Origin of the sequence: Streptomyces sp. NBC_01381 (assembly GCF_026340305.1) — a bacterium.
In the GTDB taxonomy this organism is placed as follows: domain Bacteria; phylum Actinomycetota; class Actinomycetes; order Streptomycetales; family Streptomycetaceae; genus Streptomyces.
Map to the genome: position 1 here is coordinate 1,345,015 of NZ_JAPEPI010000002.1, position 14,179 is coordinate 1,359,193.

The 14,179-nt window shown below is 72.5% G+C and carries 12 protein-coding genes; 9 read left to right on the forward strand and 3 right to left on the reverse strand.

Translation table 11 applies throughout. The features are described from left to right. Positions 1-10 precede the first annotated feature (10 nt). Entirely contained in the window at positions 11-4,699 is a 4,689-nt protein-coding gene (locus tag OG453_RS27810) for an ATP-dependent helicase (RefSeq protein ID WP_266871251.1), read from the reverse strand. 92 nt (positions 4,700-4,791) lie between these two features. Between OG453_RS27810 and OG453_RS27815 the strand changes: the two genes are divergently transcribed. From OG453_RS27815 to OG453_RS27830, 4 genes are all read left to right on the forward strand, one after another. Next, positions 4,792-5,670: an AraC family transcriptional regulator gene (locus OG453_RS27815; protein WP_266871252.1), complete on the forward strand. Its 879-nt coding sequence runs from the start codon at positions 4,792-4,794 to the stop codon at positions 5,668-5,670. After that, a complete protein-coding gene (locus OG453_RS27820) occupies positions 5,655-6,452 on the forward strand; it encodes an AzlC family ABC transporter permease (protein WP_323178674.1) in 798 nt (265 codons plus the stop codon). Before OG453_RS27815 ends, OG453_RS27820 begins: the two co-directional genes overlap by 16 nt. Continuing rightward, positions 6,449-6,757: an AzlD domain-containing protein gene (locus OG453_RS27825; RefSeq protein WP_266871253.1), complete on the forward strand. Its 309-nt coding sequence runs from the start codon at positions 6,449-6,451 to the stop codon at positions 6,755-6,757. Before OG453_RS27820 ends, OG453_RS27825 begins: the two co-directional genes overlap by 4 nt. An 80-nt stretch (positions 6,758-6,837) precedes the next feature. Further along, a complete protein-coding gene (locus OG453_RS27830) occupies positions 6,838-8,037 on the forward strand; it encodes a CdaR family transcriptional regulator (protein ID WP_266871254.1) in 1,200 nt (399 codons plus the stop codon). Here OG453_RS27830 and OG453_RS27835 read toward each other — a convergent pair. Continuing rightward, complete coding sequence (locus tag OG453_RS27835) at positions 8,008-8,958, reverse strand: hypothetical protein (protein ID WP_266871255.1); 951 nt, start codon at positions 8,956-8,958, stop codon at positions 8,008-8,010. The genes OG453_RS27830 and OG453_RS27835 overlap by 30 nt on opposite strands. Positions 8,959-9,037: 79 nt before the next feature. Between OG453_RS27835 and OG453_RS27840 the strand changes: the two genes are divergently transcribed. Both OG453_RS27840 and OG453_RS27845 read left to right on the forward strand, forming a co-directional pair. Continuing rightward, a complete protein-coding gene (locus OG453_RS27840) occupies positions 9,038-9,232 on the forward strand; it encodes a DUF3046 domain-containing protein (protein ID WP_266871256.1) in 195 nt (64 codons plus the stop codon). Between the two features lie 211 nt (positions 9,233-9,443). Further along, entirely contained in the window at positions 9,444-10,655 is a 1,212-nt protein-coding gene (locus OG453_RS27845) for an AI-2E family transporter (protein ID WP_266873152.1), read from the forward strand. Here the strand turns inward: OG453_RS27845 and OG453_RS27850 are convergent. After that, a complete protein-coding gene (locus tag OG453_RS27850) occupies positions 10,649-11,431 on the reverse strand; it encodes a hypothetical protein (protein ID WP_266873153.1) in 783 nt (260 codons plus the stop codon). The two genes, OG453_RS27845 and OG453_RS27850, sit on opposite strands and share 7 nt — an antisense overlap. 157 nt (positions 11,432-11,588) lie before the next feature. Between OG453_RS27850 and OG453_RS27855 the strand changes: the two genes are divergently transcribed. The 3 genes from OG453_RS27855 to recX all read left to right on the forward strand — a co-directional run bounded on the left by OG453_RS27855 (position 11,589) and on the right by recX (position 14,088). After that, positions 11,589-11,864 carry a hypothetical protein gene (locus tag OG453_RS27855; RefSeq protein ID WP_266871257.1) on the forward strand — a complete coding sequence of 92 codons (276 nt, stop codon included), beginning with the start codon at positions 11,589-11,591 and terminating at the stop codon, positions 11,862-11,864. A 334-nt stretch (positions 11,865-12,198) separates the two neighbouring features. After that, on the forward strand, positions 12,199-13,323 hold the full coding sequence (gene recA, locus OG453_RS27860) for a recombinase RecA (protein WP_266871258.1): 1,125 nt from the start codon (positions 12,199-12,201) through the stop codon (positions 13,321-13,323). Positions 13,324-13,326: 3 nt separating this feature from the next. Further along, positions 13,327-14,088 (forward strand): recombination regulator RecX, encoded by a 762-nt coding sequence (gene recX / locus OG453_RS27865; protein ID WP_266871259.1) that lies wholly within the window; start codon positions 13,327-13,329, stop codon positions 14,086-14,088. Positions 14,089-14,179: the final 91 nt, after the last annotated feature.

Here is a 14,179-nt window from a genome sequence, read left to right on the forward strand (position 1 = left end):
CACGGCACCGCTAGGCGCGCAGGCGGAGGCCGCGTGGGGTGGCGTGGAAGCCGGCTCCTTCCAGGAGGGGGGCGAAGGGGGAGGTCAGGGCGGCGGCTCCGTTGATGCGCTCTACCGTGACCGTGCCCAGTGAGCCCGCCTTGGCCGCGCCGGCGAGCGCCTCCGCTGCCGGGCGCAGGCGGGGGTCCTCGGTGGGGGGCGTGTCGTCCGGGGCCGAGGGCCAGGCAAGCAGGGTCTTGCCGCCCCGCTCCATGTACAGGGTCAGCTCGCCGTCGACCAGGACTACGAGGGAGCCCGCCTTGCGGCCGGGCTTGTGGCCCGCGTCGCTGGGGGGCTCGGGCCAGGGCAGCGCCGCCCCGTAGGCGTTCGCCGGGTCGGCGGCGGCGAGGACGACGGCCTGGGATTCGGAGGCGCGCGGGGCGTACCCCATGGAGGAGGATGAACTGTCCGCGCGGTCGCGGGCGTTGGCCGTGGCGCGCAGCCGGTCCACCGCGCCGTCCATCGCGAACTGCGCGGCGCCCAGCCCTTCGACGACATAGCCGCGCCGTGCCTGCCCGCTGTCCTCGAAGGCCGACAGAACGCGGTACGTCGCCGAGAAGCCGCCCTCGACGCCTTCGGCCGCTACCGCGCCGCGGGTCACCACCCCGTGCCGGTCCAGGAGGGTGCGGGCCAGGGCGTGGGCGCGCAGGGTGGGGTCCGGTTCGCGGGCGGGGAGCAGCGACCAGCGGCCCGCCACGGTCGGCGGACCCGTGCGGGACGCGGGGCGGGCGGCGGCCGTCAGCGTGCCGTAGCGCCCGCGCGGGATCGTGCGCTTGGCCCGGTGGGCCGTGGAACCGGCCGTGCGGCCCGAGCCGAGGAGCGCGCGCATCGGGGCGAGCGTGTCGTTCGTGAGCCGCCCGGACCAGGCCAGGTCCCAGATCGTGTCGGCCAGTTGGGGATCGAGGACGTCGGGGTGGGTGGTGGCGCGGACCTGGTCGGCGATCTGCCGGAAGAAGAGGCCGTAGCCCCCGGAGAGGGTGTTCAGGACGGACTCGTGGAGCGCGGTGAGCTCCAGGGGGTGCGGCGGCGGCAGGAGCAGGGGTGCGGCGTCGGCGAGATACAGGGAGACCCAGCCGTCCTTGCCGGGCAGCGCGCCCGCCCCGGCCCACACCACCTCTCCGGCGGCGGTGAGTTCGTCGAGCATGGCCGGTCCGTACCCCGCGACCCGGGAGGGCAGGACGAGCTTTTCGAGCGCGGACGCGGGCACCGTCGCCCCCTGCAACTGCTCGACGGCACGCACCAGGCCGTCGACGCCGCGCAGTCCGTGACCGCTCAAGTGCTGCCACTGGGGCAGGAACTGGGCGAGCGCGGACGGCGGCACCGGCTCCAGCTCATGCCGCAGAGCGGCCAGGGAGCGGCGGCGCAGTCGGCGCAGGACGGTCGCGTCGCACCATTCCTGGCCGATGCCCGCCGGATGGAACTCTCCTTGTACGACACGTCCGTTGGCGGCGAGCCGCTGCAGGGCTCCCTCCGTGACCGCCGCGCCGAGGCCGAACCGGGCCGCGGCCGTCGCCGAGGTGAAGGGGCCGTGCGTGCGTGCGTACCGGGCGATGAGGTCGCCCAGGGGGTCCTTGACGGGCTCGGTGAACGCCTCGGGGACGCCGACCGGCAGCGCAGTGCCGAGCGCGTCGCGCAGCCGGCCCGCGTCCTCGATCGCCGCCCAGTGGTCGGCCCCGGCGATCCGGACGCGGATCGCGCGGCGGGCCGATGCCAGCTCATCGGCCCACTCCGGCTCGGCCCCGCGTTCGGCCAACTCGGCGGCGGTGAGCGGTCCGAGGAGGCGCAGCAGATCGGCGACGCCTTCGGCGTCCTTGACGCGGCGGTCCTCCGTGCGCCACTGGAGCTCCTGCTCAAGCTCGGCAAGCACCTCCGCGTCGAGCAGCTCCCGCAGCTCGGCCTGGCCGAGCAGTTCGGCAAGGAGGCGCGAGTCCAGGGACAGGGCCGCAGCGCGCCGCTCGGCGAGCGGTGAGTCGCCCTCGTACAGGAACTGAGCCACGTACCCGAACAGCAGCGAGCGCGCGAAGGGTGACGGCTCAGGTGTCGTGACCTCGACGAGCCGGACCTTGCGGGACTCGATGTCGCCCATCAGTTCCGTGAGGCCCGGTACGTCGAAGACGTCCTGGAGGCACTCCCTGACCGCTTCGAGGACGATCGGGAACGACCCGAACTCACTGGCCACCTGGAGCAGTTGCGCGGCGCGCTGGCGCTGCTGCCACAGGGGGGTGCGCTTGCCGGGGCTGCGGCGGGGCAGCAGCAGGGCGCGGGCGGCGCACTCGCGGAAGCGGGAGGCGAACAGGGCCGATCCGCCCACCTGGTCGGTGACGAGTTGATTGACCTCGCCCTTGTCGAAGGCGACGTCACCGGCTCCTACGGGTGCCTGCTCGGCGTCGTACTCCAGATGTCCGCCCGTGGGCTCCTGGTCGAGCAGGTCGAGGCCCATCAGATCGGCGTCCGGCAGGCGCAGGACGATGCCGTCGTCCGCGTGCATCACCTGGGCGTCCATGCCGTACCGCTCGCTGAGCCGGGAGCCGAGGGCGAGCGCCCAGGGCGCGTGCACCTGCGCGCCGAACGGGGAGTGCACGACCACCCGCCAGTCGCCCAGCTCGTCCCGGAACCGCTCGACCACGATCGTGCGGTCGTCCGGGATGTGGCCGCAGGCCTCACGCTGCTCGGCCAGGTACGTCTGGACGTTGTCGGCCGCCCAGTCGTCGAGCCCCGCGGCCAGCAGCCGCACGCGCGCGTCCTCGCGCGACAGCGAGCCGACCTCCCGGAGGAACGCGCCCACCGCACGGCCCAGTTCGAGCGGGCGGCCCAGCTGGTCGCCCTTCCAGAAGGGGAGCCGGCCGGGGACGCCGGGCGCGGGGGAGACCAGGACGCGGTCGCGGGTGATGTCCTCGATACGCCAGGAGCTCGTGCCGAGCGTGAACACGTCGCCGATACGCGATTCGTAGACCATCTCCTCGTCCAGCTCGCCGACCCGGCCGCCGCCCTTCTTCGGGTCGGCGCCGGCGAGGAAGACCCCGAAGAGGCCGCGGTCGGGAATCGTGCCCCCGGAGGTGACCGCGAGGCGCTGCGCGCCCGGCCGTCCGGTGACCGTGCCCGCGACGCGGTCCCACACCACGCGCGGACGCAACTCGGCGAAGGCGTCCGATGGATAGCGGCCCGCGAGCATGTCCAGGACGGCGGTGAACGCCGACTCAGGGAGGGAGGCGAAAGAGGCCGCGCGGCGGACCAGGGCCAGCAGGTCGTCGACCTGCCAGGTGTCCAGGGCGACCGTCGCGACCAGCTGCTGCGCCAGGACGTCCAGCGGGTTGGCCGGGATGCGCAGCGACTCGATGGAGCCGGTCCGCATCCGCTCCGTGACCACGGCGGCCTGCACCAGGTCACCCCGGTACTTGGGGAAGACGACGCCGGTGGAGACCGCGCCCACCTGGTGTCCGGCACGGCCGACGCGCTGCAGTCCGGAGGCGACGGAGGGCGGCGACTCGACCTGGACCACCAGGTCGACCGCGCCCATGTCGATGCCGAGTTCCAGGCTGGACGTGGCGACGACGGCCGGAAGCCGGCCCGCCTTCAGGTCCTCCTCGACCTGGGCGCGCTGTTCCTTGGACACCGAACCGTGGTGGGCGCGGGCGAGGACCGGAGGGGCGCCCTTGGCGGCACCCGACTCGGCCATCACCTCGGCGGGGGAGTGGTCCTCGGGGAGCGGCTCGCCCGTCGCGCGTTCGTACGCGATTTCGTTGAGCCGGTTGCACAGGCGCTCCGCGAGGCGGCGGGAGTTGGCGAAGACGATCGTCGAGCGGTGCGCCTGGACGAGGTCGGTGATGCGCTCCTCGACATGGGGCCAGATCGAGGGCCGCTCGGCGGCCTGGTCCGAGTCGGCGACCGGGGAACCGCCCAACTCCCCGAGATCCTCGACCGGTACGACCACGGAGAGGTCGAACTCCTTGCCGGACGGCGGCTGGACGATCTCCACCCTGCGCTGCGGGGACAGATAGCGCGCCACCTCGTCCACCGGGCGGACCGTCGCCGACAGGCCGATGCGGCGGGCGGGCCTGGGCAGCAGCTCGTCCAGCCGCTCCAGGGAGAGCGCGAGGTGTGCCCCGCGCTTGGTGCCCGCGACCGCGTGCACCTCGTCCAGGATCACCGTCTCGATGCCCGTCAGCGCGTCCCGCGCGGCGGATGTGAGCATCAGGAAGAGCGACTCGGGCGTGGTGATCAGGATGTCCGGCGGGCGCGTGGACAGCGCGCGGCGCTCGGCGGGCGGGGTGTCGCCCGAGCGGATGCCGACCCGCACCTCGGGCTCGGGCAGGCCCAGGCGCACCGACTCCTGCCGGATGCCGGTCAGCGGGCTGCGCAGATTGCGCTCCACGTCGACCGCGAGGGCCTTCAGCGGTGACACGTACAGCACGCGGCAGCGCTTCTTCGGGTCGGCGGGCGGCGGGGTCGATGCCAGCTGGTCGAGGGCGGCGAGGAACGCGGCCAGCGTCTTGCCGGAGCCGGTCGGCGCGACCACCAGCACGTCCGAGCCCTCCCCGATGGCCCGCCACGCCCCGGCCTGCGCGGACGTGGGCGCGGAGAAGGCCCCCGTGAACCAGCCGCGGGTCGCGGGGGAGAACTCATCGAGGGCGCTGTGGGCACCGGATGCGGACCTGACCATGACCCCATCGTGCACCCCGCCACTGACAACGGCGCCGACCTGCGGAAAAGGGTCTGCAAAAGGGCTTGCGCTGCTGTCGCAGAATGGGAGACATGGCAGCTTCGGCGGAGCAGGCGCGGCACTGGCGGTACGCGGAGCTGCCCGGTGTCGATCTGCTGCGGGCCCGCTATGTCCGCAAGACCTTCGTGCGGCACACCCACGAGCACTTCGTGATCGCCGCGATCGCCGAGGGCGTCGACGTCTTCCACCACGGCGGCGCCGACCAGCACGCGGGGCCGGGAACGCTCGCCCTGATCAATCCGGACACCATGCACACGGGCCGGGCCGGTGTGCCCGAGGGCTGGCGGTACGGCGCGGTCTATCCCTCGCCGGAGCTGGTCGCCGAGATCGCCGGGGAGACGACGGCCATCCGGGGCGCGCCCGGCTTCATCCGCCCGGTGCTCGACGATCCGTACGCCGTAGCCCTCGTGCACCGCGTGCTGCGCGCGGCGGAGGAGGGCAACGCGCTCGCCGCCGACACCCTGCTGCGGGTGGCGGTGACGCGGCTGCTGCGGCTGAACGGCGGCCGCCTGCCGCAGCGCGCCGTGCGGACGGCGGGGGCCAGGACGGCGGCACGCGCGCGTGCTGTCCTGGAGGAGTGTCTGGTCGACCCGCCGAGCCTGGAGCGGCTCGCCGCCGACCTCGGGGCCAGCCCGTTCGCGCTGCTGCGGGCCTTCCGCGACACGTACGGCATGCCGCCGCACGCGTGGCTCACGGACGCGCGCGTCAGGCGAGCCCGCGCCCTCCTGGACTCGGGAACGGCGCCCGCCGAAGCGGCCGTCGCGGTGGGATTCACCGACCAGCCGCACCTCAACCGGCACTTCACCCGGATCGTCGGGGTGCCGCCGGGGGCGTACCGGCGGGAGCGCAAGAACGTACAAGACCCGGAATCGACCCTCCCCGTAGCGTCCGGGACGTGGCAGAACAGATAACCCCCGCGGACATCCGCGCCAAGGGACCAGCAGATGAACCAGCCGGTGCGGGAGCGGGCGAACCGGCACCGGAGAAGCCCGATTCCGCCGTCGTCCGCGACGCCCTCGGTGTCGGTGTCGCCGTCGGACTCTCCGGCTTCGCCTTCGGAGTCACCTCGGCCGGCAGCGGCCTCACCGTGCTGCAGACCTGCGCGCTCAGCCTGCTGGTCTTCACCGGGGCCTCGCAGTTCGCGCTGGTCGGTGCGCTCGCGGGCGGCGGGAACCCCTTCACGGCCGCCGCGGGGGCCTTCTTCCTGGGCGTGCGCAACGCCTTCTACGGACTGCGCCTTTCGCAGCTGCTCGCCCTCCCGCGCGCGGTGCGGCCCTTCGCCGCCCACTGGGTGATCGACGAGACCACCGCCGTCTCCCTGGCACAGCCGACGCGGCGCGCGGCCCGGATCGGCTTCACCGTGACGGGGCTCAGCCTCTACGTGCTCTGGAACCTCACCACGCTCCTCGGCTCCCTCGGTGCCGAAGCCATCGGCGACACCGACGCGTGGGGCCTCGACGCCGCGGGACCCGCGGTCTTCCTGGCGCTGCTCGCGCCGATGCTGCGCACGACGACGGAGCGCGCCGTCGCAGCTGTGGCGGTCGTCCTTGGGCTCGGACTGCTGCCCGTGCTGCCCGCGGGCGTTCCTGTTCTGGTGGCCGCTCTCGCAGTCCCGGCCGTCCTCTACGTAGAGGGACGCAAGGCCCGTGACAGCCGCCCGGTTGGTGACGACGAGCGGAGGGCGGACCGTTGAACATCTGGATCGCCATCGGCGTGACCTTCGTCGGCTGCTACCTCGTCAAGCTCGCGGGGCTGCTCGTGCCCTCAGGTGCCCTGGAGCGGCCGATGGTCAGGCGCATGGCCGCCCTGCTGCCCGTGGCCCTGCTGGCGGCGCTCACGGCCCAGCAGGCCTTTGCCGATGGCCGGGTGCTGGTCCTGGACGCCAAGGCGGCAGGGCTCGCCGCGGCGGCCGTGGCGCTGCTGCTGCGCGCGCCGTTCCTCGTCGTCATCGCGGCGGCCGTGGCCGTCACGGCGGGGCTGCGGGCGCTGACCGGCTGACCACCAAGGCCGTCGGGACGGTTCAAAGATCCCGTGGGTAATGTGACGCGTCACAACGGCGGCCCTGGAGAGGAGACACCGTGGCGCTGTCCTCCGAAGCCCGGTCCCTCGCGGCGCGATGCGAGCCCCGGGTCAACGAACTGGCGCGCCGGATGGCCCGCGAGTCGTTCGAGGAGCTGCCGGGCTACGCCGAGCTCCCGGACGACGTGAAGGACCTGGAGATAGCCGCCACCGCCCGCCACGGAGTGCGCCTCTTCCTGCGCCGCATCAATGACCGGCCCGGCAGCCACCGGGTCTTCCGGGAGCGGGCCGCGCAGCGCGCCGAGGAGGGCATGCCGCTGCACCTGCTGCTGCGTACGCACGCCCTGGGCGTCTACGTCCTGTGGCAGGCGCTGCGCGACGTGGCGCGGCCCGGCGAGGAGGCCGCCCTGGTCGAACTCGTGGACGTACTCCTGCAGTCGCACCCGGCCATCGTCGGGACCGTGGCCGAGACCTACCTGGACGAACGCTCGGCCCTGGAGGCCGAGCAGCGCGCCCAGCGCAGCTCCCTGGTCCGCGGCCTGCTCGACGGGATGGTCCCGCCCGGCCATGGGCTCCTCGACCAGCTGCGCCTCGCGGGGCCCGTCCTGGTCCTCGCGGTCGGCCTCGACGGAGCGCCCACAGAGGGTCCCGTGGCGGTACGGCGGCGGCTGCGGCGCGTGCAGACGGCCCTGGACCGCGCCTTCGAGACGGAGGTGCTCGCGCTCCTCGACGCCGACGGCGGCCGGGTCATCGTCCCCAAGGAGTGCCGTCCCCCGGAAGATCTGCCGCGCCGCCTGAGCAAGGCCTGCGAGCTTCCGGTGCGGGTGGCCGCCGTGGACGCGGCGGGGCCCGAAGCCGTGACCGTCGCGGCCCGTACCGCGACGGAGATACTGCGCATCACGCGCGCGTGCGGGATGCCCCCGGGACTGCACCGCATGGACGACGTCCTGCTCGAGTACCACCTCTCGCGCCGCAACGAAAGCAGCCACCTAATCTCCGCACTGCTCGACCCGGTCGCCGACCGCCCCGAGCTCCTGGAGACGCTGCGGGTCCACCTCGCCCATCAGCAGGAGCGCAGGGCCACCGCCGCCGCCCTCGGCCTGCACCCCAACACCGTCGACAACCGGCTCGCGAAGATCGGCGAACGGACCGGCATCGACCTGTCGGCACCGCGCGGCACGGCCCTGGCCATCGCGGCGCTGCTGCTCCGGGAGGCCGAGAGCGTCCCGTCAGCCGATGGACCGTCCGTACGCCCGTAGCGTGCGCAGCGCCTCGATGGTGACCATGGGGCGTGCCTCCAGGGCGGTGCCCGGCGCCCACTGCCGCCAGCGGATGGGCCAGCCGCCGTCGTCCTGCTGCTCCTGCTCCAGGTGGTCCAAGGAGAGCGCCATCTCCTCGTCGGTGAACCACGCGCGCGCGAGCGACTCGGGCGCCTTCGCGTAGTCGTACGCGAAGTGGTGCTCACCGGGTGCGTAGCCCGGAGCGACCGGGTACGCGTCAAGGCGTCCGGGGTCGAGCGCCACGAGGAGCTGCTCCCGGGCGAGCCTGCCGAGACGGTCCGCGGCCGCCTCCGCGCGCGGGCGGTCCGGTGCCCCGTCGAGGAAGGCGACGGCCGCCTGGATCTCGTACGGATGTGACTTCTCGAGCGAATCGACGGCGGCCCAGCAGAAGTCGGTCGCCCGGAACAGCCAGGCGTGCCACACCTCGTTGCGGTGCAGCAGACCCACCACCGGGCCGGTGGCGAGGAGCTCGCTCGGCGGGTCGTCCACGATCGGCACGAACGGGGCGCACGGATAGCCGCGTTGGCTGGGATGGACCGCCGGAAGGGCGCCGTCCGGCGCGGAGACCGAGGTCAGATAGCGGCACACGCGCTCCACGCGCTGTCCGCCGCAGCGCCGGATCGAGTCGAGGACGCGCAGCGCGTGCCCGGTGTGGAGTGGCTGGCTGACGGGGCCGCGCAGATCGGGCTCGAGCGCGTGGCCGTACCCGCCGTCCTCGTTGCCGTAGGCGGCCAGGGCGGTCTCGACCGCGTCGGCGGACGGTTCGGCGCCGCCCGAGCCGCTCAGGAAGTGGTAGGCGAACCGCCGCTGCTCCAGTACGCGCGCGGTGAGCCAGACGAAGTGCTCGGCGCGTGCGACCGGTGAGGGCGCGGCATGCGGGGAAGCTCCGGTTTCGGCCATGCACAGACCGTAGGCGGGAAAGGGCCTTCGGGAAGCCCCCTCCGTTCGGCTGCACTCTCTAGGGCGCGATACTGGGGTCATGCGGTTGACGGTGTTCTGGGAGCGGATGGCCGACCACTTCGGGGCGGGGTACGCCGACTCCTTCGCGCGTGATCATGTGATGGCGGAGCTCGGCGGGCGCACCGTCCATCAGGCGCTGGACGCGGGCTGGGAGGCCAAGGACATCTGGCGCGCGGTGTGCGGGGCGATGGACGTACCGGCCGAAAAGCGCTGACGCGGGACACTTCACCGCCCTCCGGCAGCCGTCACGGGCGCACGGAAGCGCGAAGACATGGGGGCGGCGGCTGATTGTCGGCGGCGTGGGCGAGACTTGCACCGTGGCATCGACAGACGAGACCGCGCAGGTCGCCCAGGACGTAGCTCCGCTCGGCACGACGCCGCCCGCACAGCCCCCGAACGGGGCCCGGGTAGGGCGAGGCGCCAGCATGCCGCGCTGGCTGCCGCGTGCCATGGTGCTCGCCCTCGCGCTCTTCGCCTGTTTCCAGCTGGGCAGTTGGGCCTTCCACCAGCTGACCGGGCTGCTGATCAACGTCCTGATCGCGTTCTTCCTGGCGCTCGCGGTCGAGCCCGCGGTGAGCTGGATGGCCGCGCGGGGGCTGCGCAGGGGCTTCGCCACCTTCCTGGTCTTCCTCGGCGTCCTGATCGCGGGCGCGGGCTTCATCACGCTCATGGGTTCGATGCTCGCGGGCCAGATCGTGGACATGGTCGAGGACTTCCCCGACTACCTCGACAAGGTCATCAGCTGGATCAACCAGACGTTCCACACGGACCTGTCACGCGTCGAGATCCAGGACAGCCTGGTCCACTCCGACTGGCTCCAGAAGTACGTGCAGAACAGCGCCAGCGGCGTCCTGGACGTGTCGGCGCAGGTCCTCGGAGGCCTCTTCCAGCTCCTGACGGTCATGCTGTTCTCGTTCTACTTCGCGGCCGACGGGCCCCGGCTGCGCCGCGCGCTGTGCTCCGTGCTGCCGCCGGCCAAGCAGGCCGAAGTGCTGCGCGCCTGGGAGATCGCGGTCGACAAGACCGGCGGCTATCTCTACTCACGCGGCCTGATGGCGCTGATCTCCGGAGTCGCGCACTACATCCTGCTGCAGTCCCTGGGCGTGCCGTACGCGCCCGTGCTCGCGGTGTGGGTGGGCCTGGTCTCGCAGTTCATCCCCACCATCGGCACGTATCTGGCGGGCGCCCTGCCGATGCTGATCGCCTTCACGGTCGATCCCTGGTACGCGCTGTGGGTGCTGGTCTTCGTAGTGGTCTACCAGCAGTTCGAGAACTACGTACTGCAGCCCAAGCTCACCGCCAAGAGCGTGGACATCCACCCGGCGGTCGCCTTCGGGTCGGTCATCGCGGGCACGGCGCTCCTCGGCGCGGTCGGCGCGCTGATCTCCATTCCGGCGGTCGCGACGCTGCAGGCCTTCCTGGGGGCGTACGTGAAGCGGTACGACGTCACGGACGACCCGCGCGTCCACGGACACCGGCGCAGGGGCGGAGCGCCTCTCCTGGCGCGCATGCGGCGTGCCCTGCGCGGGCCGAACGAGCCGGGGGCGGCGTCGGAGGCGGAAGAGGAGGCGGAGGCGGTGCCGGGCCCGCAGGCGGGTCCGGACGAGCGTCAGCAGGCGAAGGGCGAGCGTCAGTAGGTGAAGGCCGCCCAGACCCCGGAGGCGAGAACGGCCGCCCCGTAGCAGGCGACGGCCGCCGTCATCACCCGCTGCCGTGTCCGCTCGCTCCAGGAGGTGCGGGACATCAGCCAGGCCAGGGCGGGCAGGACCAGGACGGCGTGCAGGCTCACCCCGTGCAGCGGCTTGAGCGCCGCCGTGGAGTGGTACGCCGACTCCTGGTGGCCGGTCCGGGTCAGGAACACCCCGCGCGCGATCATCGCGGCGCCCGACGCGAGGGCGACGAGCAGGACGGCGAAGCCGGCCCGAAGCGCGAGATCCATGCCCGTGGGCCCGGTGGGGCGGTGCCTGAAGGAAGCGATCGCGAACGCCGACAGCAGGACGACGAGGATGCCGCCGCCCACCGCGAGGGACATGGACACCGCGGAGTCGAAGCCGGTCTCCATGTTGAGATGCGACGGCACCTTGCGCCACGCCTGAAGCGTGATCCCGCCGACCTCCAGGACGCAGTCCGCGGCGAAGAGGACGAGTAGCGCGGTCCGGGTACGGGCTCCCATCCGCAGATACGACGTCACCCAGGCGACGGCGATCAGGGTCAGGCCGAAGGAGAGCCCGAAGGTGACGGGCTTGCGCCAGGAGACGGGCCCCTCCCAGGGGCCGCCGTCGACGGCGAAGACCAGCAGGTGAACGAGGCCCGAGAGGATCAGGACGGCGCCGGTCAGATGGCTGACGCGTTCGGCCGGGCGCGCCGAGCGCCACAGGGCGGGCAGGGGAGACGTCCCCGTACGGCTTTCCATGAGGTCAAGCCTGGTGCGGAGCGGCCCGCCGGTCGTCGTCCGGCCGAAGGTCGTGGCCGTACGCCCGGGGGAGTAGCCGCGGGGCCTGCGAAGGCCGAGCGCTGTCACCGAAAGCTGCTTCATTCTGGAGGCTCAGACCGACGAGAAGGAGGCAGCGATGATCGCGAGGGTGGCCGTGTGGGAGCCGATGCCGACTGACGACCGGGACTGGGTGCTGGATGCCACCGCCGCCGTGCCCGGCGTCCATGGCGCGTACCACCTCGTCGACCCCGCCACGGGCAACGGGCTGTCTGTCGCCTTCTTCGAGGACGAAGACGCAGCCCACGCCGCACGAAAGGCGATCGAGAAACGGGCCGAGGAGATCGGCTGGAACGACGCTCCGCACCCGGCACCCGTCTCCCAGACGATCTATGAGGTCGTCCGGCACATGTAGCGCGGCAGGGAACGTGCACCCGAGATTCGATGGTGCGCCGCGGAGTCTTCGATGGCACTTCGCCGGCACTTCGGTGGCACTTCGGCGGCACAGGAGACTCTCGGTGGTGCCGCGTGGTGCGCTTGACACCAAATTCGAACATCCATTCTTATGGGGTGTCTGGCGGCGTTTTCCCGGGGATTTCGCGGGGGGATGCCCGGAGCTCCGGCCGGTTTCGGCGGGGCGATCGCCTCGAGTTATCCACAGGCTGGACGGCCGTCGGGGCGGATTGTCAGTGGCAGGCGCTAGCGTCATTGACGTGAAGCGATCGACACAAGCAAATCGGGTGGAACCCATGGCAGGAACCGACCGCGAGAAGGCGCTGGACGCCGCGCTCGCACAGATTGAACGGCAGTTCGGCAAGGGCGCGGTCATGCGCATGGGCGAGCGGCCGAACGACCCCATCGAGGTGATCCCCACCGGGTCGACCGCGCTCGACGTCGCGCTCGGCGTCGGCGGCATCCCGCGCGGCCGTGTGGTGGAGGTGTACGGACCGGAGTCCTCCGGTAAGACGACGCTGACGCTGCACGCCGTGGCCAACGCCCAGCGCGCGGGCGGCGCCGTCGCCTTCGTGGACGCCGAGCACGCACTCGACCCCGAGTACGCGAAGAAGCTGGGCGTCGACATCGACAACCTGATCCTGTCCCAGCCGGACAACGGCGAGCAGGCTCTGGAGATCGTCGACATGCTGGTCCGCTCCGGCGCCCTCGACCTGATCGTCATCGACTCCGTCGCGGCCCTGGTGCCGCGCGCGGAAATCGAGGGCGAGATGGGCGACTCGCACGTGGGTCTGCAGGCCCGCCTGATGAGCCAGGCCCTCCGGAAGATCACCAGCGCGCTCAACCAGTCCAAGACCACCGCGATCTTCATCAACCAGCTCCGCGAGAAGATCGGCGTGATGTTCGGCTCCCCGGAGACCACGACCGGTGGCCGCGCGCTGAAGTTCTACGCCTCCGTGCGGCTCGACATCCGCCGCATCGAGACCCTCAAGGACGGCACCGACGCGGTCGGCAACCGCACCCGCGTCAAGGTCGTCAAGAACAAGGTCGCGCCGCCCTTCAAGCAGGCCGAGTTCGACATCCTCTACGGCCAGGGCATCAGCCGCGAGGGCGGCCTGATCGACATGGGCGTGGAGCACGGCTTCGTCCGCAAGGCGGGTGCCTGGTACACGTACGAGGGCGACCAGCTCGGCCAGGGCAAGGAGAACGCCCGTAACTTCCTGAAGGACAACCCCGATCTCGCCAACGAGATCGAGAAGAAGATCAAGGAGAAGCTGGGCGTCGGCGTGAAGCCGAAGCCGGAGGAGCCGGCCGCGGAGCCGGGCAAGGACGCGGCGGGCGCGGCCGAGGACGCCGCCAAGACGGTGCCCGCACCGGCGGCGAAGGCAACCAAGCCCAAGGCCGCAGCGGCCAAGAGCTGATCCGTGACGCGGCGAACCGACTGGGCGGAGCACACCGTCCCCGAGTACCACACCGCCCCCGCGGGCCAGGGCTTCGCGGACGGTGCGGATCAGGACGGCGCCGACCAGAGTGGTGCGGGCACCGGCTCGCGCGGCGGCGGCAGGAGCGGCGGCCGTCGTCGGCGAGGCGGCTTCGGTGACGGCCGGGGTGACAGCCGGGGCGACGGCCAACAGGACAGCGGCACCCCTTCCTCGTCGAGGGCCGAGAAGGGGGAGTCGCCGACGGGGGATCCGGCTGAGCGGGCGCGGGCGATCTGTCTGCGCCTGCTCACCGGAACTCCGCGTACGCGCAAGCAGCTCGCGGACGCCCTGCGCAAGCGGGAGATCCCCGAGGACGTGGCGGACGAAGTGCTGACCCGTTTCGAAGAGGTCGGGCTGATCAACGACGGTGCCTTCGCGGGCGCGTGGGTGGAGTCCCGGCACCACGGCCGGGGCCTGGCCCGGCGGGCGCTCGCGCAGGAGCTGCGGACGAAGGGCGTGGACGCCACGCTGATCGAGGAGGCCGTCGGACAGCTCGACTCGGAGCAGGAGGAGGCGACCGCACGCGAGCTGGTCGCCCGCAAGCTCCGCGCCACGCGAGGCCTCGACCGCGACAAGCGGCTGCGCAGGCTCGCGGGCATGCTCGCCCGCAAGGGCTACTCGGAAGGCCTCGCGCTGAGGATCGTCCGGCAGGCCCTGGAGGAAGAGGGCGAGGACGGGGAAGACCTCGGGTACGACGGGGGTTGAGCGACCAGGGCCCTCGCGGGGGTGGGGCTCAGGTCAGGGCCGGGCAGCGCGGTGCGAACCGCGGCCCGGCCCTTTCTCGTACCTGCCCTCA